Origin of the sequence: Rhodanobacter sp. 7MK24, from assembly GCF_014842995.1 — a bacterium.
Classification (GTDB): Bacteria; Pseudomonadota; Gammaproteobacteria; order Xanthomonadales; family Rhodanobacteraceae; genus Rhodanobacter_A.
In genome coordinates this window covers 505,597-522,614 of the sequence record NZ_JACYXL010000003.1, presented here as the reverse complement: position 1 = coordinate 522,614, position 17,018 = coordinate 505,597, and the positions used below count along the sequence as shown (strand labels likewise).

General features: G+C 65.2%; 13 protein-coding genes. All 13 read left to right on the top strand.

What is annotated here, in order from left to right:
• The first annotated feature begins 48 nt into the window (after positions 1 to 48).
• Positions 49 to 1,362: an ABC transporter permease gene (locus tag IHE49_RS08865; RefSeq protein WP_192156943.1), complete on the top strand. Its 1,314-nt coding sequence runs from the start codon at positions 49 to 51 to the stop codon at positions 1,360 to 1,362.
• A 10-nt stretch (positions 1,363 to 1,372) separates the two neighbouring features.
• Positions 1,373 to 2,614 (top strand): FtsX-like permease family protein, encoded by a 1,242-nt coding sequence (locus tag IHE49_RS08860; RefSeq protein WP_192156941.1) that lies wholly within the window; start codon positions 1,373 to 1,375, stop codon positions 2,612 to 2,614.
• Positions 2,615 to 2,703: 89 nt separating this feature from the next.
• On the top strand, positions 2,704 to 4,029 hold the full coding sequence (locus tag IHE49_RS08855; RefSeq protein ID WP_192156939.1) for an ABC transporter permease: 1,326 nt from the start codon (positions 2,704 to 2,706) through the stop codon (positions 4,027 to 4,029).
• Positions 4,030 to 4,039: 10 nt separating this feature from the next.
• Positions 4,040 to 5,293 (top strand): FtsX-like permease family protein, encoded by a 1,254-nt coding sequence (locus tag IHE49_RS08850; RefSeq protein ID WP_192156937.1) that lies wholly within the window; start codon positions 4,040 to 4,042, stop codon positions 5,291 to 5,293.
• Between the two features lie 61 nt (positions 5,294 to 5,354).
• Complete coding sequence (locus IHE49_RS08845; protein WP_192156935.1) at positions 5,355 to 6,662, top strand: ABC transporter permease; 1,308 nt, start codon at positions 5,355 to 5,357, stop codon at positions 6,660 to 6,662.
• Positions 6,663 to 6,672: 10 nt separating this feature from the next.
• Positions 6,673 to 7,908, top strand: coding sequence for an FtsX-like permease family protein (locus tag IHE49_RS08840; protein ID WP_192156933.1), 1,236 nt, complete (start codon positions 6,673 to 6,675; stop codon positions 7,906 to 7,908).
• 58 nt (positions 7,909 to 7,966) lie between these two features.
• Complete coding sequence (locus IHE49_RS08835) at positions 7,967 to 9,274, top strand: ABC transporter permease (protein ID WP_192156931.1); 1,308 nt, start codon at positions 7,967 to 7,969, stop codon at positions 9,272 to 9,274.
• 10 nt (positions 9,275 to 9,284) lie between these two features.
• A complete protein-coding gene (locus tag IHE49_RS08830) occupies positions 9,285 to 10,514 on the top strand; it encodes an FtsX-like permease family protein (RefSeq protein WP_192156929.1) in 1,230 nt (409 codons plus the stop codon).
• Between the two features lie 54 nt (positions 10,515 to 10,568).
• Positions 10,569 to 11,873 carry an ABC transporter permease gene (locus tag IHE49_RS08825; protein ID WP_192156927.1) on the top strand — a complete coding sequence of 435 codons (1,305 nt, stop codon included), beginning with the start codon at positions 10,569 to 10,571 and terminating at the stop codon, positions 11,871 to 11,873.
• A 60-nt stretch (positions 11,874 to 11,933) separates the two neighbouring features.
• The gene (locus IHE49_RS08820; protein ID WP_192156925.1) at positions 11,934 to 13,139 is read left to right on the top strand and encodes an FtsX-like permease family protein; all 1,206 of its coding nucleotides are present in this window, start codon (positions 11,934 to 11,936) and stop codon (positions 13,137 to 13,139) included.
• 51 nt (positions 13,140 to 13,190) lie between these two features.
• Complete coding sequence (locus IHE49_RS08815) at positions 13,191 to 14,495, top strand: ABC transporter permease (RefSeq protein ID WP_192156923.1); 1,305 nt, start codon at positions 13,191 to 13,193, stop codon at positions 14,493 to 14,495.
• An 11-nt stretch (positions 14,496 to 14,506) separates the two neighbouring features.
• Entirely contained in the window at positions 14,507 to 15,724 is a 1,218-nt protein-coding gene (locus IHE49_RS08810; protein ID WP_192156921.1) for an FtsX-like permease family protein, read from the top strand.
• A gap of 54 nt (positions 15,725 to 15,778) precedes the next feature.
• Positions 15,779 to 16,939, top strand: a complete 1,161-nt coding sequence (locus tag IHE49_RS08805; RefSeq protein ID WP_192156919.1) for an alpha/beta hydrolase — start codon at positions 15,779 to 15,781, stop codon at positions 16,937 to 16,939.
• The last annotated feature ends 79 nt before the right edge of the window (positions 16,940 to 17,018 follow it).

Here is a 17,018-nt window from a genome sequence, read left to right as displayed (position 1 = left end):
CAACGGGCCTCTCCCACGGGAGAGAGGAATCAACCAAGGAGCGAGGGCATGTTTGCCTATTACTTCCAACTCGGCCTGCGCAGCTTGCGCCGCAATCCCGCGCTTACCGCGTTGATGGTGATGGCAATCGGCTTCGGCGTGGCTGCGTCGATGACCACGTACTCCGTGTTCCGCGCGGTATCGGGCAATCCGATTCCCGACAAGTCGGCGCAATTGTTCACCCCACAGGTGGACAGTTGGGGGCCGCAGCAGAACCTGAAGGGCAACGAGCCACCTGATGCGCTGGATTACGTGGACGCGGTAGCGCTTCTGCATGCGCATGCGGCGAAGCGCCAGACCATGCTGTACAAGGTGCAGCTTGCCGTGATGCCGGATGCCAATCGCGATCTGCCGTTGAATGCGAGTGGCTACGCCGTGGGCAGCGACTTCTTCACCATGTTCGAAGTGCCGTTCCGCTATGGCGGCGGCTGGAGTGCGCAGGATGACGAGTCGCGCGCGGCCGACGTGGTCATCAGTGCGGACCTCAACCAAAAACTGTTCGGCGGTGCGAACAGCGTGGGGCGGACAATTAATTTCGGCGGCCATGACTATCGTGTCGTGGGCGTCGCCAGTCATTGGAACCCGCAACCGCGCTTCTACGACTTGTTCGACAACGACGATTTCGCCGAAGAGCCCGATTTCTACATGCCGTTCAGCCGTGCACTGGACCTGCAGATGTACACCGGTGCCCGCAACAGCTGCCGCGGCAAGCTCAGCTTCACAAATTGGACGGATTACACGCAAAGCAATTGCGTGTGGATCTCGCCATGGGTGGAATTGGACAGCCCGGCGGAAGTCGCGAGTTACCGCAGTTTCCTAACCAATTATTCCGCCGAGCAGCAGCGTGCAGGCCGCTTCGGCTGGGCGCCCAACATGCGCCTGCGCGACGTGGCGCAGTGGATGGACTACCAGCAGGTGGTGCCCCCGGAAAGCCGGATATCGCTCATGGTGGCGCTGGGCTTCTTCCTGATCTGCCTGGTTAACACCATCGGTTTGCTGTTGGCAAAGTTCATGCGCCGCGCCGGCGAAATCGGCGTGCGCCGTGCCCTTGGCGCAACGCGCGGCGAAATCTATACCCAGTACCTGATCGAGGCCGGCACGGTAGGCCTGGCCGGCGGCGTGCTCGGCTTGCTGCTCACTGCGGTGGGAGTGGGTGGTGTGGGCGTGTTATTCCGGCCCGAGATCGCGAGGCTGGCGAAGCTCGATCCGTCGCTGGTGGCGCTCACGTTTGCCCTGTCCATCGTCGCCACCGTGCTTGCGGCGTTCTATCCGGCGTGGCGCGCGGCGCACGTGCAGCCGGCCTGGCAATTGAAGTCGAGCTGAGGAAGACGCCATGAACATCCAGATCAGGCCCATCCTCGTCGCGCTGCGCCGGCACAAGGCGGGCACCTTGCTGATCGCGTTGCAGATCGCACTGACGCTGGCCATCGTGTGCAATGCGCTGTTCATCATCCACCAGCGGCTGACCAACCTGTCGGAAGTCAGCGGCGTAGATGAATCTAGCGTCTTCGTGATCCGCAACCAGTGGGCGGCCGACTGGCCGACGCCGCAGGTCGATGCACAGGTGAAAGCCGATCTGCTTGCGCTGCGGCAACTGCCTGCTGTGCGTGACGCCACGCCTGTCAGCGGCGGCTATCCGCTGTCGGGCGGCGGCTGGGACAACTTCGTCACGCTGACGCCTGACCAGCCCAAGCCGGTCACCGATTCCGCGGTATATACCGGTGACGAGCATTACATCGACACGTTGGGCCTGCGACTCATCGCCGGGCGCAATTTCCGGCCCGACGAGGTGATGGTGATGGGCACCCAGCAATCCATCACCCCAGCCGCGGCCATTGTGAGCAAGGCACTCGCCGACAAGCTGTTTCCCGATGGCAATGCGCTGGGCAAGAGCTTCTATGCGATGAGCCCCACGCCGAGCACCATCATCGGCATCGTCGATCCGCTGCACCGCCAGGGCGTGGATCAATACAGCAACGGCTATGCCGGGCAGGCGTTGATCTGGCCGCTGCGGGCAGACGATTCGCGCGGCATCTTCTATATGGTGCGCGCCAAACCCGGTCAGCTCGCCGCTGCGATGCGCGAAGCACCGCAGGCGCTGTATGCACAAAGTCGCATGCGCATCATCGACCCGAAGGACGGCATCCAGGACTACGCCACCATCCGTCGCAAGGTATTCGACAGCGACCGCGGCATGGCGATCCTGATGGGCATCATCTGCGTGGTACTGCTGGCGATCACCGCCGCGGGCATCGTGGGGCTCACCAGCTTCTGGGTCGGCCAGCGCCGCAAGCAGATCGGCGTGCGACGCGCACTGGGCGCACGGCAACGCGACATCCTCACGTATTTCCTCACCGAGAACTTCCTCATCAGTGCGGCGGGCGTGGCACTTGGCACCGTGCTCGCGATCGCCTTCAACCTGTGGACGGTGACCCGCTTCGCGATGAGTCCCATGTCGATGGCCTACGTGGGCGTTGGTGTGCTCGTGCTGATTCTGTTGGGACAGGGTGCCGTGCTGGCGCCGGCGCTGCGCGCCTCGCGCGTGTCGCCGGTCGAGGCGACGCGCTCGGTGTGACGTTTTTGATCCCTCGCCTGCCTGCAGGGGAGGGAAGGCAAACGTCTTCTCCTGATGAACAGGAGGAGACAAACCCCGGAGAGAACGAAATGTTCGCCTACTACCTTGACCTGGCACTGCGCAGCCTGAAACGCAGCCCCGGCCTCACCCTGCTGATGGTGCTCGCCATCGGCTTCGGTGTGGCCGCATCGATGACCACGTGGTCAGTGTTCCGCGCCGTGTCGGGCGATCCGATCCCGTGGAAGTCGTCCCGGCTGTTCGTGCCCCAGCTCGACATCTGGGGACCGGACAGCCGCAAGAAGGGTGGCTATACCGATATCTCCGATGCGTTCGACTACACCGACGCGTTGGCATTGATGCGCGACCACCGCGGCAAGCTGCAGTCGGCGATGTACCAGGTGTCGCCGTCGGTGGTGCCGGCGGATGCCGCCAAGCACCCGATCAACGTCAGCGGCCATGCCGTGTTCAGCGAGTTCTTCCCGATGGTGGAGGCGCCGTTCAAGTACGGCAGCGGCTGGAGCGCGCAGGACGACCAGAACCGCTCGCACGTGCTGGTGCTCAGCGACAAGCTCAACCAGAAGCTGTTCGGCGACGTCAACAGCGTGGGCAAGAGCGTCAACATCGAGGGCAAGGATTACCGCGTGGTCGGCGTGGTCGACCGCTGGAATCCGCAGCCGCGCTACTACGACGTGGTGAACACCGGCGGCTTCGTCGGCGACGGCGCCGAGGATGTGTTCCTGCCGTTCAATACCGCCATCGACGTGGGCATGCCCAACAACGGCAACACCAACTGCAACGAGATCCCGAAGGAAGCGGGCTTCATCGGCCTGCAGCATTCGAGCTGCGTATGGATCGCCTACATGGTGGAGCTGGACAGCGCCACCGACGTCGACAGCTACAAGAACTACCTCGATGGCTACATGCGCCAGCAGCAACAGGCCGGCCGCTTCAACTGGGCGCCCAAATACAAATTGAGCGACCTGCCCGCATGGCTGGACTCCGAGCACGTGGTGCCCGACGACACCAAGGTGTCGCTGCTGGTGGCGCTGGGCCTGCTGATCGTCTGCCTGGTCAACACGGCAGGGCTGCTGTTGGCGAAGTTCCTGCGCCGCAGCGGCGAGATCGGCGTGCGTCGCGCGCTGGGTGCTCCGCGCGCGGCGGTGTATGCGCAGTTCCTCACCGAGGCGGGCATGGTCGGTGCGGCGGGGGGCGTGCTGGGCCTGCTGCTCACCGGCGTGGGCGTGGCCTGCGTGGGTTGGGTGCTGCCGAAGGACATCGCCGCGCTGGCGAGGCTGGACGTGTCGCTGCTGGCCATGACCCTGGTGGTGGCGGTGATCGCCACCGTGCTGGCCGGTTTGTATCCCACCTGGCGAGCCTCGCGCGTGCAACCCGCGTGGCAGCTGAAGAGCAACTGAGGAGAGCGCCATGAAACTGCATCCCATGATCTCGGCGCTGCGCAGGCACAAGGCAGGCGTAGTGCTGATCGCGCTGCAAATCGCGTTGACGCTGGCCATCGTCTGCAACGCGGTCTTCATCATCGGCCATCGCGTGGAACGCGTGAATCGCGCCACCGGCCTCCAGGAGCAGGACCTGTACCTCGTCTCCCAGCAATGGGTAGGTGCGCCCACCGGCGACGATGCGGACAGCATCCAGAAGATGGACGCCATGCAGCGCGAGGATCTCGCCGCGCTGCGCGCGATGCCGGACGTGGCCTCGGTGACGCCGACGAATTCGCTGCCACTGCTCAACCAGAGCTGGAACGGCGCGATGTCGCTCAATGCGGACGCCAAGCTGCTCGACGGAAATGCGCGGACCACCTACTACTTCGGCGACGAGAATTTCGTGCATACGCTGGGCCTGCACCTGATCGCCGGACGCGACTTCAACGCAGGCGACGTCACCAACAAGGGCTTCCGCAACACCAGCGAACCCGCCGTGGTGATCGTGACCAAGGCGCTGGCCGACAAGCTGTTCCCGAAGGGCGATGCGGTGGGCAAGATCGTCTACCTCGACGGCAGCGGTACGCCCAGCACCATCATCGGCGAGGTCGAACGCCTGCAGGTGCCCTCGACGGGCAGCTGGGCCGGCAGCTTCGCCTGGAATGCGACGATCGAACCGGTGCGCCTCAACGGCAATTCGTCCAGCTACGCCGTGCGCGCCAAGCCGGGTCGCCTGCTGGCGGCGATGAAGGCCACCACGCCCCTGCTGTACAAGGTCAATCCCCTGCGCGTGCTGGACGACGACAGCGTCAAATCGTTCGCCGACATACGCAGCGACGCCTATCGCGCCGACGTGGGCATGGCCGCGCTGATGGGCGTGATCTGCGTGATCCTGCTCGGCGTCACCGCGGCCGGCATCGTGGGCCTCACCAGCTTCTGGGTGGGCCAGCGCCATCGCCAGATCGGCGTACGCCGCGCGCTGGGTGCGCGCAAAGTGGACATCCTGCGCTACTTCCAGATGGAGAACCTGCTGATCGCCGGCATCGGCGCCGTGATCGGAGTGGCATTGGCCATCGGCCTCAACCTGCTGCTGATGCAGCACTACGCGATGGACCGCATGCCCGTGCTCTACGTGCTGGTCGGCGTGGTGCTGGTGCTGCTGCTGGGGCAGGGCGCCGTGTTCAATCCTGCGCGCCGCGCCTCCAACGTGCCGCCGGTGGTGGCTACGCGGGCGGCTTGAGCTTTCGCTGTATCCCCCTCTCCCGCAGATGGGAGAGGGGCCAACCGGGGAGATGCACAGCGTGTTCGGCTACTACTTCGATCTGGCACTGCGCAGCCTCAGGCGCAACAACGCGCTCACCGCGCTGATGGTGCTGGCGATCGCGCTGGGCATCGGCGCGTCGATGACCACGCTCACGGTGCTGCACGTGCTGTCAGGCGATCCGCTGCCTGGACGCAGCGGATCGCTGTATTACCCGCAACTCGATCCGCGCGATGGCCATGGTTACGTGCCTGGAAAGGTGGAGCCGATGGACCAGCTGACCTGGATCGATGGCATGAACCTGCTGCAGGCGAAACGCGCCGATCGGCAGGCGCTGATGACCGGCGGCGACGTGGCGGTGCAACCCGACAACAGCACGCTTGATCCGTTCTACGAGGACACGCGCTTCACCACGACCGGATTCTTTCCGATGTTCGGCGTGCTCTTCGAGTACGGCCACGCCTGGGGCGACGCGGAAGACGAGGCGCATGCCAGGGTGGCGGTCATCAGCAGCCGGTTCAACGACAAGGTTTTCGGCGGCGGCGACAGCACCGGCAAGACGCTGCGGTTGGATGGTGCGGCCTTCCGCATCGTCGGCGTGACCGGCGACTGGCATCCCAACCCGAACTTCTACGACCTGAACCGCAAAAGCTACAACGAGGACGAAGGCGTGTTCATACCGCTGTCCACCTCGCAGGACCTGAGCATGGCCCACGACGGCAGCGTCAACTGCTGGGGCAACGGCGGCGCCGGTCAGGCGCCGGACCACGATTCCCCCTGCGCATGGATGCAGCTCTGGGTGCAACTGGACAGCCCGGCCGAGGTTGCCGCCTACAAGGAATTCCTCGTCCACTATTCCGAGCAGCAGAGGGCGCTGGGGCGTTTCCAGCGGTCGCCGAACGTCCGGCTGCGCAGCGTGATGCAGTGGCTGGACTACCAGCAAGTGGTGCCCGACGACGTGCGCCTGCAGACGGGGCTGGCCTTCGGCTTCCTGCTGGTGTGCCTGGTGAACACGGTGGGCTTGATGCTGGCGAAGTTCCTGCGCCGTGCCGGCGAACTGGGCGTGCGCCGGGCGCTGGGTGCCTCGCGTCGTGCACTGTTCGCGCAACTGCTGGTGGAGTCCGGCGTGGTCGGGCTGATCGGCGGCGTGGGCGGTCTGTTGCTGGCGCTGGTTGGCTTGTGGCTGGTACGCCGGCAGCCGGCGGAATACGCGCCGCTGGCGCACCTCGATCCTCTGATGTTGCTGGCCACCTTCCTGCTGGCACTGGGCGCGAGCCTGCTGGCCGGCCTGCTGCCCGCATGGCGCGCCTGCCAGGTGACGCCCGCCCTGCAATTGAAGAGCAACTGAGGACGCCACGATGGAGCTGCGACCGATCTTTTCCACCCTGCGGCGGCACAAGACCACGGCGTGGCTGCTGATACTGGAAATCGCGCTGACCTGCGCCATCGTCTGCAACGCGGTGTTCCTGATCGGGCAGCGCCTGCAGCGCATGGATCTTCCCAGTGGCATCGCCGAGCACGAGCTGGTGCAGATCCAACTGGGCCCCATCGGCAAGAACGCCGATGCCAAAGCGCAATCGGCCACGGATCTGGCTGCCCTGCGGCAGATCGCCGGAGTGCGGCAGGCGGCGATGACCAACCAGATGCCCTTCAGCTGCTGCAGTGATTCCACTGGCAGCATCATGCTCGATCCGCACCAGCAGCAAGGGACCGCGCAGGTCGCGGAGTTCATGGGCGGCGCCGGCTTGCTGAGCACGCTTGGAGCCGAACTGGTGGAAGGGCGCGACTTCCAGCCCAGCGAATACGTCGACTTCGATGCGGCGGTGCAGGCGCTGCACGATGGCAATGCGCGTGGCCTGCCGCAGGAAATCATTCTTACCCGAGGTCTTGCCGAACGCCTTTGGCCGGGACAGGAAGCCTTGGGCAGGACGGTTTACTTCGGCGACGCCTTGCCGTTCCGCGTCATCGGCGTGGTCGCGAGCCTGGCGCGGCCGAAACAGCTGGAGCAGGGAGTCCAGTACAGCGCGGTACTACCGATACGCATGACGGTAGCCGACGGCTCCAGCTACATCCTCCGCACGGCGCCGCAGGATCGCGAAGCGATACTCAAGGCCGCGGTGGCCAAGCTGAAGCAACTCGATCCCAACCGCGTGGTGCTGGTGAAGCGCACCTACGACGATGCGCGCCGAGAGTATTTCGCCGGTGACCGTGCGATGGCCGGCATCCTGGTGGGAGTGATCCTGGCGCTGCTCACCGTGACTGCGCTGGGCATCGTGGGCCTCGCCAGTTTCTGGGTGGGGCAGCGTCGCCGCACCATCGGCGTGCGCCGCGCATTGGGCGCTACCCGCGGCGACATCCTGCACTACTTCCAGGCCGAGAACTTTCTGCTGGCCAGCTTCGGCATCGCGCTCGGCATGGTGCTGGCCTATGGCATCAACCTGTTCCTGATGCTGCATTACGAATTGCCGCGGCTGCCCGGAATCTACTTCCCGGTGGGCGCCCTGGTGCTGTGGGGCATCGGCCAGCTGGCCGTGCTCGGCCCCGCGCTGCGGGCAGCGAACGTGCCGCCGGTGGTGGCGACGCGCAGCGTGTGAGTTTCCCTCTCCTTTCTTCCGTTTGCGGAAGAAGGGAATGCAGTAAGGAGAAAAGGATATGTTCGGCTATTACCTCGATCTCGCCTTGCGCAGCCTGAAGCGCCACAAGGTGCTCACCCTGTTGATGGTGCTGTCGCTGGCGCTGGGCATCGGCGCCTGCATCACCACCACGACCGTGCTGCGACTGCTTTCGGGCGACCCGCTGCCGCAGAAGAGCGGCCAGCTGTTCTATCCGCAGGTCGATCCCAACGCCAAAGAAGGCTATATCGCCGGCCAGACCGAGCCGCCGGCGACGATGACCTACGTCGACGCGATGTTCCTGCTGCACGCGCACCGCGCGAAGCGGCAGGCGGCGGTGGCGCTGACCTCGGGCAAGATCGCGCCGCAGCGGGCCAACGAGCGGCCCTTCTACAGCGACGGAGTGCAGACGACGGCGGATTTCTTCGGCCTGTTCGATGCGCCGTTCGAGTACGGCAGCGGCTGGACGGCGGCGGACGACGAGGGCGGCTCCCAGGTGATCGTGATCGCGGGCTTCCTAAACCAGAAGCTGTTCGGCGGCGCCAACAGCGTGGGCAAGACGATCCGCATGAACGACCACGACTTCCGCATCGTCGGCGTGCTCAAGCCGTGGTCGCCGCAGCCGCGCTTCTATGCGCTGGACCTGGGCGGCCATGACTACGGCGGCGATGGCGATGCGATGTTCCTGCCGCTGAAGACCGCCATGGATCTGAAGATGGGGCCGCAGGACATCGAGTGCTACAACGCAGTCACCGATGTCGACAACCTCGCGGCCGCGCCGTGCATGTGGCTGGGCGTGTGGGCGGAACTGCCGGACCAGGCGGCCGTGGCCGACTACCGGACGTTTCTCGCCAACTATGCGAAGCAACAGGTGGCCCAGGGTCGCTTCAGTCGCGACGAGACCGCGCTGCTGGATCTGATGGGCTGGCTGCGCGACCAGCAGGTAGTGCCCGACGACGTGCGGCTGCAAGCCGGCCTGGCGTACGGCTTTCTGCTGATCTGCGTGCTGAACACGGTCGGTCTGCTGCTGGCCAAGTGCCTGCGCCGCTCGCGCGAGATCGGTGTGCGTCGTGCGCTGGGCGCCACGCGCGGTGCGATCTTCGGCCAGTTCATGGTCGAAGCCGGCATCGTCGGCCTGGTCGGTGGCGTGCTCGGACTCTGCTTCGCCGAGCTGGGCCTGTTCGGGATACGCCACCAGCCCGCCGAGTACGCCAGCCTCGCGCATCTGGATCTGTCGATGTTCCTGTTTACCTTCGTGGTCGCAGTGATGGCCAGCCTGGTCGCCGGGCTGCTGCCCGCATGGCGCGCCTGCGCGGTGGCGCCGGCACCGCAACTCAAGGCCAGCTGAGGAGATACCTATGGAAATCCTTCCGATACTCGCCAGCCTGCGCAAGCACCGCATCCCGACCGTGCTCATCGTGCTGGAGATCGCGCTGACCTGCGCCGTGCTGTGCAATGCCGTCTTCATGATCGGCCAGCGCGTGAGCGCCATCCGCTTGCCCAATGCCATCGACGAGCACAGCCTGAGTACGGTCGGGCTGAGCGGCACCGACGAGAAAACCGCCGGCAGCGATATCCCGCGCAACCTCGCGGCGCTGCGCGGCATTCCCGGCGTGCAGGCGGTAGGGGCGATCAGCACCTTGCCGCTCAGCCACAACAACTGGGGATGGAGCTTCGGCACCTCGCCAGATGAGTCGATCTTCAACAAGAAGACGGTCAATTTCTCGCTGTTCTTCCTCGGCGAAGGTGCCGACAAGGCGCTGGGCCTGCGGCTGCTGGAGGGACGCTTCTTCAACGCCGACGACTACGCGGACAGCTCGTTCGGCAGCGCGCCCCTGCCGGAGACGCACGTGACCCTGGTGACGCACAGCATCGCGGAGCGCATGTGGCCGGGGCAGTCGGCGCTGGGCAAGACCTACTACACCACGTCGCATTACTACACTGTGGTCGGCGTGATCGCCGACGTGCTGCGGCCGAACATCGATGGCCAGGGCGAAGCGAGCAATTACTTCAGCGCCTTCTACCCGATGAGCGCGGAGGGCTCCAAGGGCAATCTTCGGCGCTATGTGCTGCGCAGCGCTCCGGGCGACCGCGACCGCGTGATGCGCGCGGCGGAGCAGAAGCTCATCGAACTGAATCCCAACGGCGTGACCAAGAGCGCGATCTACTCGGACATGCGCGATCAGTACTTCGCCGACATGCGCAGCATGGCGTGGATGCTGGTGCTGGTCTGCGTCGTGATGCTCGCGGTGACCGCGTTCGGCATCGTCGGCCTCACCAGCTTCTGGGTGGGGCAGCGGCGCCAGCAGATCGGCATCCGCCGCGCGGTGGGCGCCAGCCGCGGCCACATCATGCAGTACTTCCAGACCGAGAACTTCCTGCTCAGCGGCGCTGGCGTGGTGCTCGGCGTGGCGCTGGCCTACGGCATCAACCTGTATCTGATGCGGCATTACGAAATCACGCGGCTGCCCTGGTACTACCTGCCGGTCAGCGCGATCGTCCTGTGGGGGCTGGGCCAGCTGGCCGTGCTTGGCCCTGCACTGCGCGCGGCGAACGTGCCGCCGGTGGTGGCGACGCGTAGCGCGTGACGGCTCTTCCCCTCTTCCTTGGGGAGAGGGGAGCAATCGATGGAGGAGTATGAGATGTTCGGCTATTACCTCGATCTGGCCTTGCGCAGCCTGAAGCGCAACAGGGTGCTCACCGCCCTGATGGTGCTGGCGCTGGCGCTGGGCATCGGCGCCACGATCACCACGCTGACCGTGCTGCGGCTGCTGTCCGGCGATCCGCTGCCGCAGAAGAGCGCGCAGCTGTTCTACCCGCAGGTGGACCCTTATCCGGCGGGCAAGCCTTTCTCGCGCAGCGGCCAGATGCCGTGGCTGATGAGCTATGTCGATGCGATGAACCTGCTGCATGCGGGCAAGGCGCAGCGGCAGACGGCACTGGCGCGGTCGCGGGTCAAAGTGATGCCGAAGACGCAGGAGGGCAAGCCGTTCTACGCGGACAGTGTGATGACGACGGCGGACTTCTTCCCGATGTTCGATGCGCCGTTCCAGTACGGGGCTGGCTGGTCAGCGGCCGACGACGACAGCCGCGCGCAGGTCGCGGTGATTGCGGGCTTTCTCAATGACAAGCTATTCGGTGGTGCGAACAGCGTGGGCCGCATGATCCGCATTGAGGACCACGATTTCCGCGTCATCGGCGTACTCAAGCCCTGGGCGCCGCAGCCGCGTTTCTACGGGTTGCATCTGGGCGGCCGCGATTACGGCAACGGCGAAGGGGTGTTCATGCCGCTACTGGGTGCGCGCGCGGATGGCATCGGTCCCAGCATGATGATGTCCTACGGCCCCGGCGCCAGCATGGAGCACCTGGAGACTTCGCCCTCGATCTGGCTGGGCGTGTGGCTGGAGCTGCCGGATGCCTCCGCGGTTTCGGCTTACCGGCTGTTCCTTGCCGATTACGCGCAGCAGCAGGTGGCGCTGGGACGCTTCCAGAAGTCGCGCACGGCCTTGTCGGGACTGATGCAGTGGCTGCGCAACGAGCATGTGGTGCCGGATGATGCACGCTTGCAGACCGGCATGGCGTTCGGTTTCCTGCTGATCTGCGTGGTGAACACGGTGGGCCTGTTGCTGGCGAAATGCCTGCGTCGCTCGCGCGAAATAGGCGTGCGCCGCGCGCTGGGTGCCTCGCGCAGCGCGATCTTTGGGCAGTTCATGGCCGAGGCCGCCATCGTTGGCGTGGCCGGCGGCGCGCTGGGGCTCGTCTTTGCCGAGCTGGGGCTGTGGGGCATCCGTCATCAGCCGGCGCAATACGCCAGCCTCGCGCACCTCAACCTGCCGATGTTCCTGTTCACCTTCGTGGTGGCGCTGGCAGCCAGCCTGGTCGCCGGTCTGCTGCCCGCGTGGCGCGCCTGTGCGGTGGCGCCGGCTCCACAATTGAAAGCCAACTGATGCACTTTCCCTGTGCAGAAAGCGGTCACCCGTGGCCGCATTTTTCAAAGGAATCCAATCATGGAAATCCGTCCGATACTCACCAGCCTGCGCAAGCACCGCATTCCGGCCGCGCTGATCGTGCTGGAGATCGCACTGGCCTGCGCGGTGCTGTGCAATGCGGTGTTCATGATCGGCCAGCGCGTTGCCGATATCCATTGGCCCAACGCGATCGACGAGCAGGGCATTTCGGTGGTCACCGTGAACGGCGCCGATCCCAAGCTTGCCGTCAGCGACATTCCGCGCAACCTCGTCGCCTTGCGCGGAATTGCCGGGGCGACCGCAGTGGCCGCGGCGACCAGCATGCCGCTGGATCACAACGGGGCACTGTCGGACTTCACCGCCACGCCGAACGGCAAGACCACGGTGAACACCTCGATCTATTTCCTCGGTAGCGGCGGCGAGCAGGCACTGGGCCTGCACCTGCTGGAGGGGCGCTTCTTCAATGCCGAAGAGTATGCGGACAGCGGCTCCAAGGACTTCAATTCCACCGGTCACGTCGTGCTGATCACGCAAAGCGACGCGCAACGCTTGTGGCCGGGTCAGAGCGCCTTGGGCAAGACCCTGTACACCAATGACACCGGCTGGACGGTGATCGGCGTGGTCGCCGACGTGCTGGCACAGGATCCCAGGTTCAGCGGGCCGGGCGGCCGCTACTCCAGCGTGTTCTTCCCGCTGCATCCGGACGGGGTGATGGGCGACTACGTGCTGCGCAGCGCACCGCAGGACCGCGCACGCGTCGTGCGCGAGGCGGCGCAGCTGCTGGGTAAACTGGAGTCTGGCGCGGTGGTGGATGGAACGACCTACGCTGACATGCGCACCGACTACTTCGCCGACACCAGCAGCATGGTGTGGATGCTGGTGCTGGTCTGCGTCGTGATGCTCGCGGTGACCGCGTTCGGCATCGTCGGCCTCACCAGCTTCTGGGTGGGGCAGCGGCGCCAGCAGATCGGCATCCGCCGCGCGGTGGGCGCCAGCCGCGGCCACATCATGCAGTACTTCCAGACCGAGAACTTCCTGCTCAGCGCCGCCGGCGTGGTGCTCGGCACGGCGCTGGCCGATGGCATCAACCTGTACCTGATGCGGTACTACGAGATAACGCGCATGCCCTGGTACTACCTGCCGGTCAGCGCGGTCGCGCTGTGGGCCATCGGCCAGCTTGCTGTGCTCGGCCCTGCGTTGCGTGCGGCAGCCGTGCCGCCGGTGGTGGCGACGCGTAGCGCATGAGTTTTCCCTTCCTCGCGCGCGTGGAAGGAAATGCAACAAAGGAGAGATGCAATGTTTGGCTACTACCTCGACCTCGCCTTGCGCAGCCTCAAGCGCAACAGGGTGCTCACCGCGCTGATGGTATTGGCCATCGCGGTGGGCATCGGCGCCAGCATGACCACCTTGACGGTGGTGCATCTGCTGTCGGGCGATCCGATGCCCGGCAAGAGCAGCGTGCTGTTTTTCCCGCAGGTGGATCCGGAAAACCCGGTCACGCTCTCGCTGCATCGCAATCCATGGCCGGCCATGGATTACCGTTCAGCAGTCGACATCTGGAGTTCGCACCGAGCCGACCGTCAGGCGATTCTCACCAGCAGCTCCGTGAAAGTGCGCCTGCCGGATAGTGGTCAACCGCCATTGATGCTGAGCATGCTCTCCACGTCGACGGATTTTTTCCCGATGTTCGACGTGCCGTTCCAGTACGGCTCGGGCTGGAGTGCGGACGACGACGCCAGTCGTGCACGCGTGGCGGTGATCTCGGCCGACCTGAACCAGAAGCTGTTCGGCGGCGCCAACAGCGTGGGCCGCATCCTGCGCGTGCGCGATGCGGACATGCGCATCGTGGGTGTGCTGAAGCCCTGGCGCCCCACGCCGCTGTTCTACGACCCGTGGAGCCAGAACTTCAGCAAGTCGGAAGATGTCTTTGCTCCGTTCAGCAGCAGCCTCGAGATCAACAAGGGCAACTTCCAGGCCTACACCTGCTGGCACGTGCCGCCGTCGATGGGCAATCTGCAGGATGCCGATTGCGTATGGGTATGGGTGTGGGCCGAACTGGACAGCCCGGCCAAGGTGCGCGACTACGCGCGTTTCGTGGACGACTACGCCAACACGCAAAAGTCGCTGGGCCGATTTGCGGTGGGCAGCGAGCACGCGCGTTTGCACGACCTGATGACATGGCTGACCGATCGCGGCCAGGTGCCCGACGATGTGCGCTTGCAGGCATGGCTGGCGTCGGCCTTCCTCGTCATCTGCCTGTTCAACGCGGTAGGCCTGCTGCTGGCGAAATTCCTGCGCCGCAGCGGCGAGATCGGCGTGCGCCGCGCGCTGGGTGCCAGTCGTGGCGCCATCTTCGCGCAGTGCCTGGTCGAAGCCGGTTTGATCGGTTTGCTCGGCGGCTTCTTCGGCTGGCTGCTGACCCTGGTCGGCTTGTGGCTGGTGCGGCGGCAGCCTGTGGATTACGCCCATCTCGCGCATCTGGATACCGCCATGTTCTTCGTCACGTTCGCAATGGCCATCGGTGCCAGCCTGATCGCCGGGCTGATACCGGCGCTGCGCGCCAGTCGCGTGGTTCCCGGCTGGCAACTCAAGGCGCTGTGAGGAGGCCGAACATGCAGATCAAACCGATACTCGCGGCACTGCGCCGCCACCGCCTGGCCACTTTGCTGATCGCGATGGAAATCGCGTTCGCCTGTGCCGTGCTGTGCAACGCCTGTTTCCTGGTGGCGCGGCGCTGGACGATGATCCAGATCAACAGCGGCGTCGACGAGAGTTCGCTGGCGGTGTTGACGGTCAACGGCTTCGAACCGAGCCAAGCCGCCGACGTCAATGCGCGCATGCTGGCCGGCTTGCGGGCGATCCCGGGGATGCAGTCGGCCACCCTCATCAGCGAGGTGCCGTTCGGACCGCAAACAGGTGCAGCCGGCATCTCGCCAGATGCTGGCGGGTTCAAGGACCTGATCGGCGTGGTGGATTTCGTGATGGCAGGACCGGGCACGTACAAGGCGCTCGGTTTGAAACTGGTCGAAGGGCACCTGCCGCAGCCCGGTGACTACCAGCCTGCCACCAGCTTCGCTCCTGAGGATGTGCAGGTGCTGGTCACCCGCGCCCTGGCGGAACACGCATGGCCTGGCGAAAGCCCGCTGGGCAAGGATTTCTGGTGCGACAAGATGCATTTCCGCGTCATGGGCGTGGTCGATCACTTCGCCCGCGCCCAACCCGGTCAGTACGAGATGCAGCAGGGGGAGTGGACCGTGTTCACGCCGGTCGTGCCGGGTGGCTCGCTGGCCGGCACCTACCTGCTGCGGGGCCGGCCGCAGGATGTGCAGCGCGTGCTGCAGGTGGCGCGTGGTGCCGTGCAGAAGATCGCGCCCGACGTCGTTCTGGACCAGGACAACAGCAGGACCTTGAGCGACCTGCGCACGAAATACTTCCTGACCGACCGCATCATGATCGGCCTGCTGCTGGGCGTGGTCGCCCTCATGCTCGGTGTCACCGCTCTCGGCATCGTCGGCCTCACCAGTTTCTGGGTGGCGCAACGTCGCAAGCAGATCGGCATACGCCGTGCGATCGGAGCGACGCGCGGGGACATCCTGCGCTACTTCCAGACCGAGAACTTCCTCATCGTCACCTTCGGCATCGCCCTCGGCATGCTGCTGGCCTACGTGCTGAATGCGGTGTTGATGAAGTTCTACGAATTGCCGCACCTGCCGCTGTACTACCTGCCGATGGGCGCGCTTGCGCTATGGATGCTTGGCCAGCTCGCGGTGCTGGGTCCGGCCCTGCGCGCGGCGGCGGTGCCGCCGGTGGTGGCGACGCGATCCGTGTGATGTTCCAAATGGGCGGGAAGCCGCCACCAATCGTTGACCTTGATGGAGTGATGCATGAAGAAGATTCGGCGGGCAATCGGCACCGTATTGGCTACGGCCGTGCTCGTAACAGCAGGTGCCGCGAATGCCGCCCCGGCGGAGCAGGATGCCGCGCACTGGATGACACGTGCCCAGGTCACCGGCGTCATCGCCGCCAACCAGAAGATCGTTTCGTCGAACGGCATCCAGGAGCAGATCAAGGTACGCATCGGCGGCATCGACCAGTGGCTGACGATACGCGGCCGCGACCTGCGCAATCCCATCCTGCTGGTGCTGCATGGCGGCCCGGCTTCGACGGACATGCCGCAGGCCTGGACGTTCGAGTCGCCGTGGCAGGACTACTTCACCGTGGTCGAGTGGGACCAGCGCGGCGCGGGCAAGACCTATGCCGCGAATACCGAAGCGCAGATGGCACCGGGCATGAGCATCGCGGGGATGGCCGACGATGCGGCGCAGCTCGTCGACTACCTGCGCCAGCGCTTCCACAAGCAGAAGATCTTCGTGATGGGGCACTCCTGGGGCAGCGTGCTGGGCGTGGAACTGGCGCAGCGCCATCCGGACTGGCTCTACGCCTATGTCGGCGTGGGCCAGGTCGTGAACATGCGCCGGAACGAAGAGGACGGCTACGCCTTCGCCATGCGCGAGGCCAAGACGCATGGCAATGCCGCCGCCGTGCACGAGTTGGAATCGATCGCCCCTTATCCGGGGCCGAAGGACATCACGCTTGACCAGATCAGCGTGCGCGACAAATGGGAGATGTACTACGGCGGCCTCGCCTGGGGGCGCCAGGATTACCAGTTCGCGGCGGACACCTGGGACCTGTCGCCCGACTACAGCGAAAGCGATGTGGACGCCGTCGGCAAAGGCAGCCTTTTCTCGCTGAAGCATCTGCTGAAGCCGCTGCTGTCGGTCGATTTCGATCGCACCACCACCTTCGGCTGCCCGGTGGTGCTGTTCGTCGGCGCGCACGACAACACCACCTCGCACACCTTGGCCGAGCAGTGGTTCGACAAGCTCCAGGCACCGTCCAAGCATCTGGTGGTGTTCGCCGATTCGGCGCACATGATCATGCTGGAGCAGCCTGGTCGCTTCCTGGTTCATTTGGTGGACGACGTGTTGCCGTATGCGCAGAAGGCCGGCGATGCGGCGCCGACCGAGACCGAGCGCAACCACTGATCCTGGGCGAGGTTCCCGCGATGCTTCGGCATCGCGGGCGGCCTCGGGAGAAGTCTGTAGTAAGCATCTGGACGGGGAA

Coding starts and splice junctions, on each gene's coding strand:
- IHE49_RS08820 (WP_192156925.1), top strand. CDS start 11,934: ATGGAAATCCGTCCGATACTCACCAGCCTGCGCAAGCACCGCATTCCG.
- IHE49_RS08805 (WP_192156919.1), top strand. CDS start 15,779: ATGAAGAAGATTCGGCGGGCAATCGGCACCGTATTGGCTACGGCCGTG.
- IHE49_RS08850 (WP_192156937.1), top strand. CDS start 4,040: ATGAAACTGCATCCCATGATCTCGGCGCTGCGCAGGCACAAGGCAGGC.
- IHE49_RS08855 (WP_192156939.1), top strand. CDS start 2,704: ATGTTCGCCTACTACCTTGACCTGGCACTGCGCAGCCTGAAACGCAGC.
- IHE49_RS08840 (WP_192156933.1), top strand. CDS start 6,673: ATGGAGCTGCGACCGATCTTTTCCACCCTGCGGCGGCACAAGACCACG.
- IHE49_RS08830 (WP_192156929.1), top strand. CDS start 9,285: ATGGAAATCCTTCCGATACTCGCCAGCCTGCGCAAGCACCGCATCCCG.
- IHE49_RS08865 (WP_192156943.1), top strand. CDS start 49: ATGTTTGCCTATTACTTCCAACTCGGCCTGCGCAGCTTGCGCCGCAAT.
- IHE49_RS08810 (WP_192156921.1), top strand. CDS start 14,507: ATGCAGATCAAACCGATACTCGCGGCACTGCGCCGCCACCGCCTGGCC.
- IHE49_RS08815 (WP_192156923.1), top strand. CDS start 13,191: ATGTTTGGCTACTACCTCGACCTCGCCTTGCGCAGCCTCAAGCGCAAC.
- IHE49_RS08835 (WP_192156931.1), top strand. CDS start 7,967: ATGTTCGGCTATTACCTCGATCTCGCCTTGCGCAGCCTGAAGCGCCAC.
- IHE49_RS08860 (WP_192156941.1), top strand. CDS start 1,373: ATGAACATCCAGATCAGGCCCATCCTCGTCGCGCTGCGCCGGCACAAG.
- IHE49_RS08825 (WP_192156927.1), top strand. CDS start 10,569: ATGTTCGGCTATTACCTCGATCTGGCCTTGCGCAGCCTGAAGCGCAAC.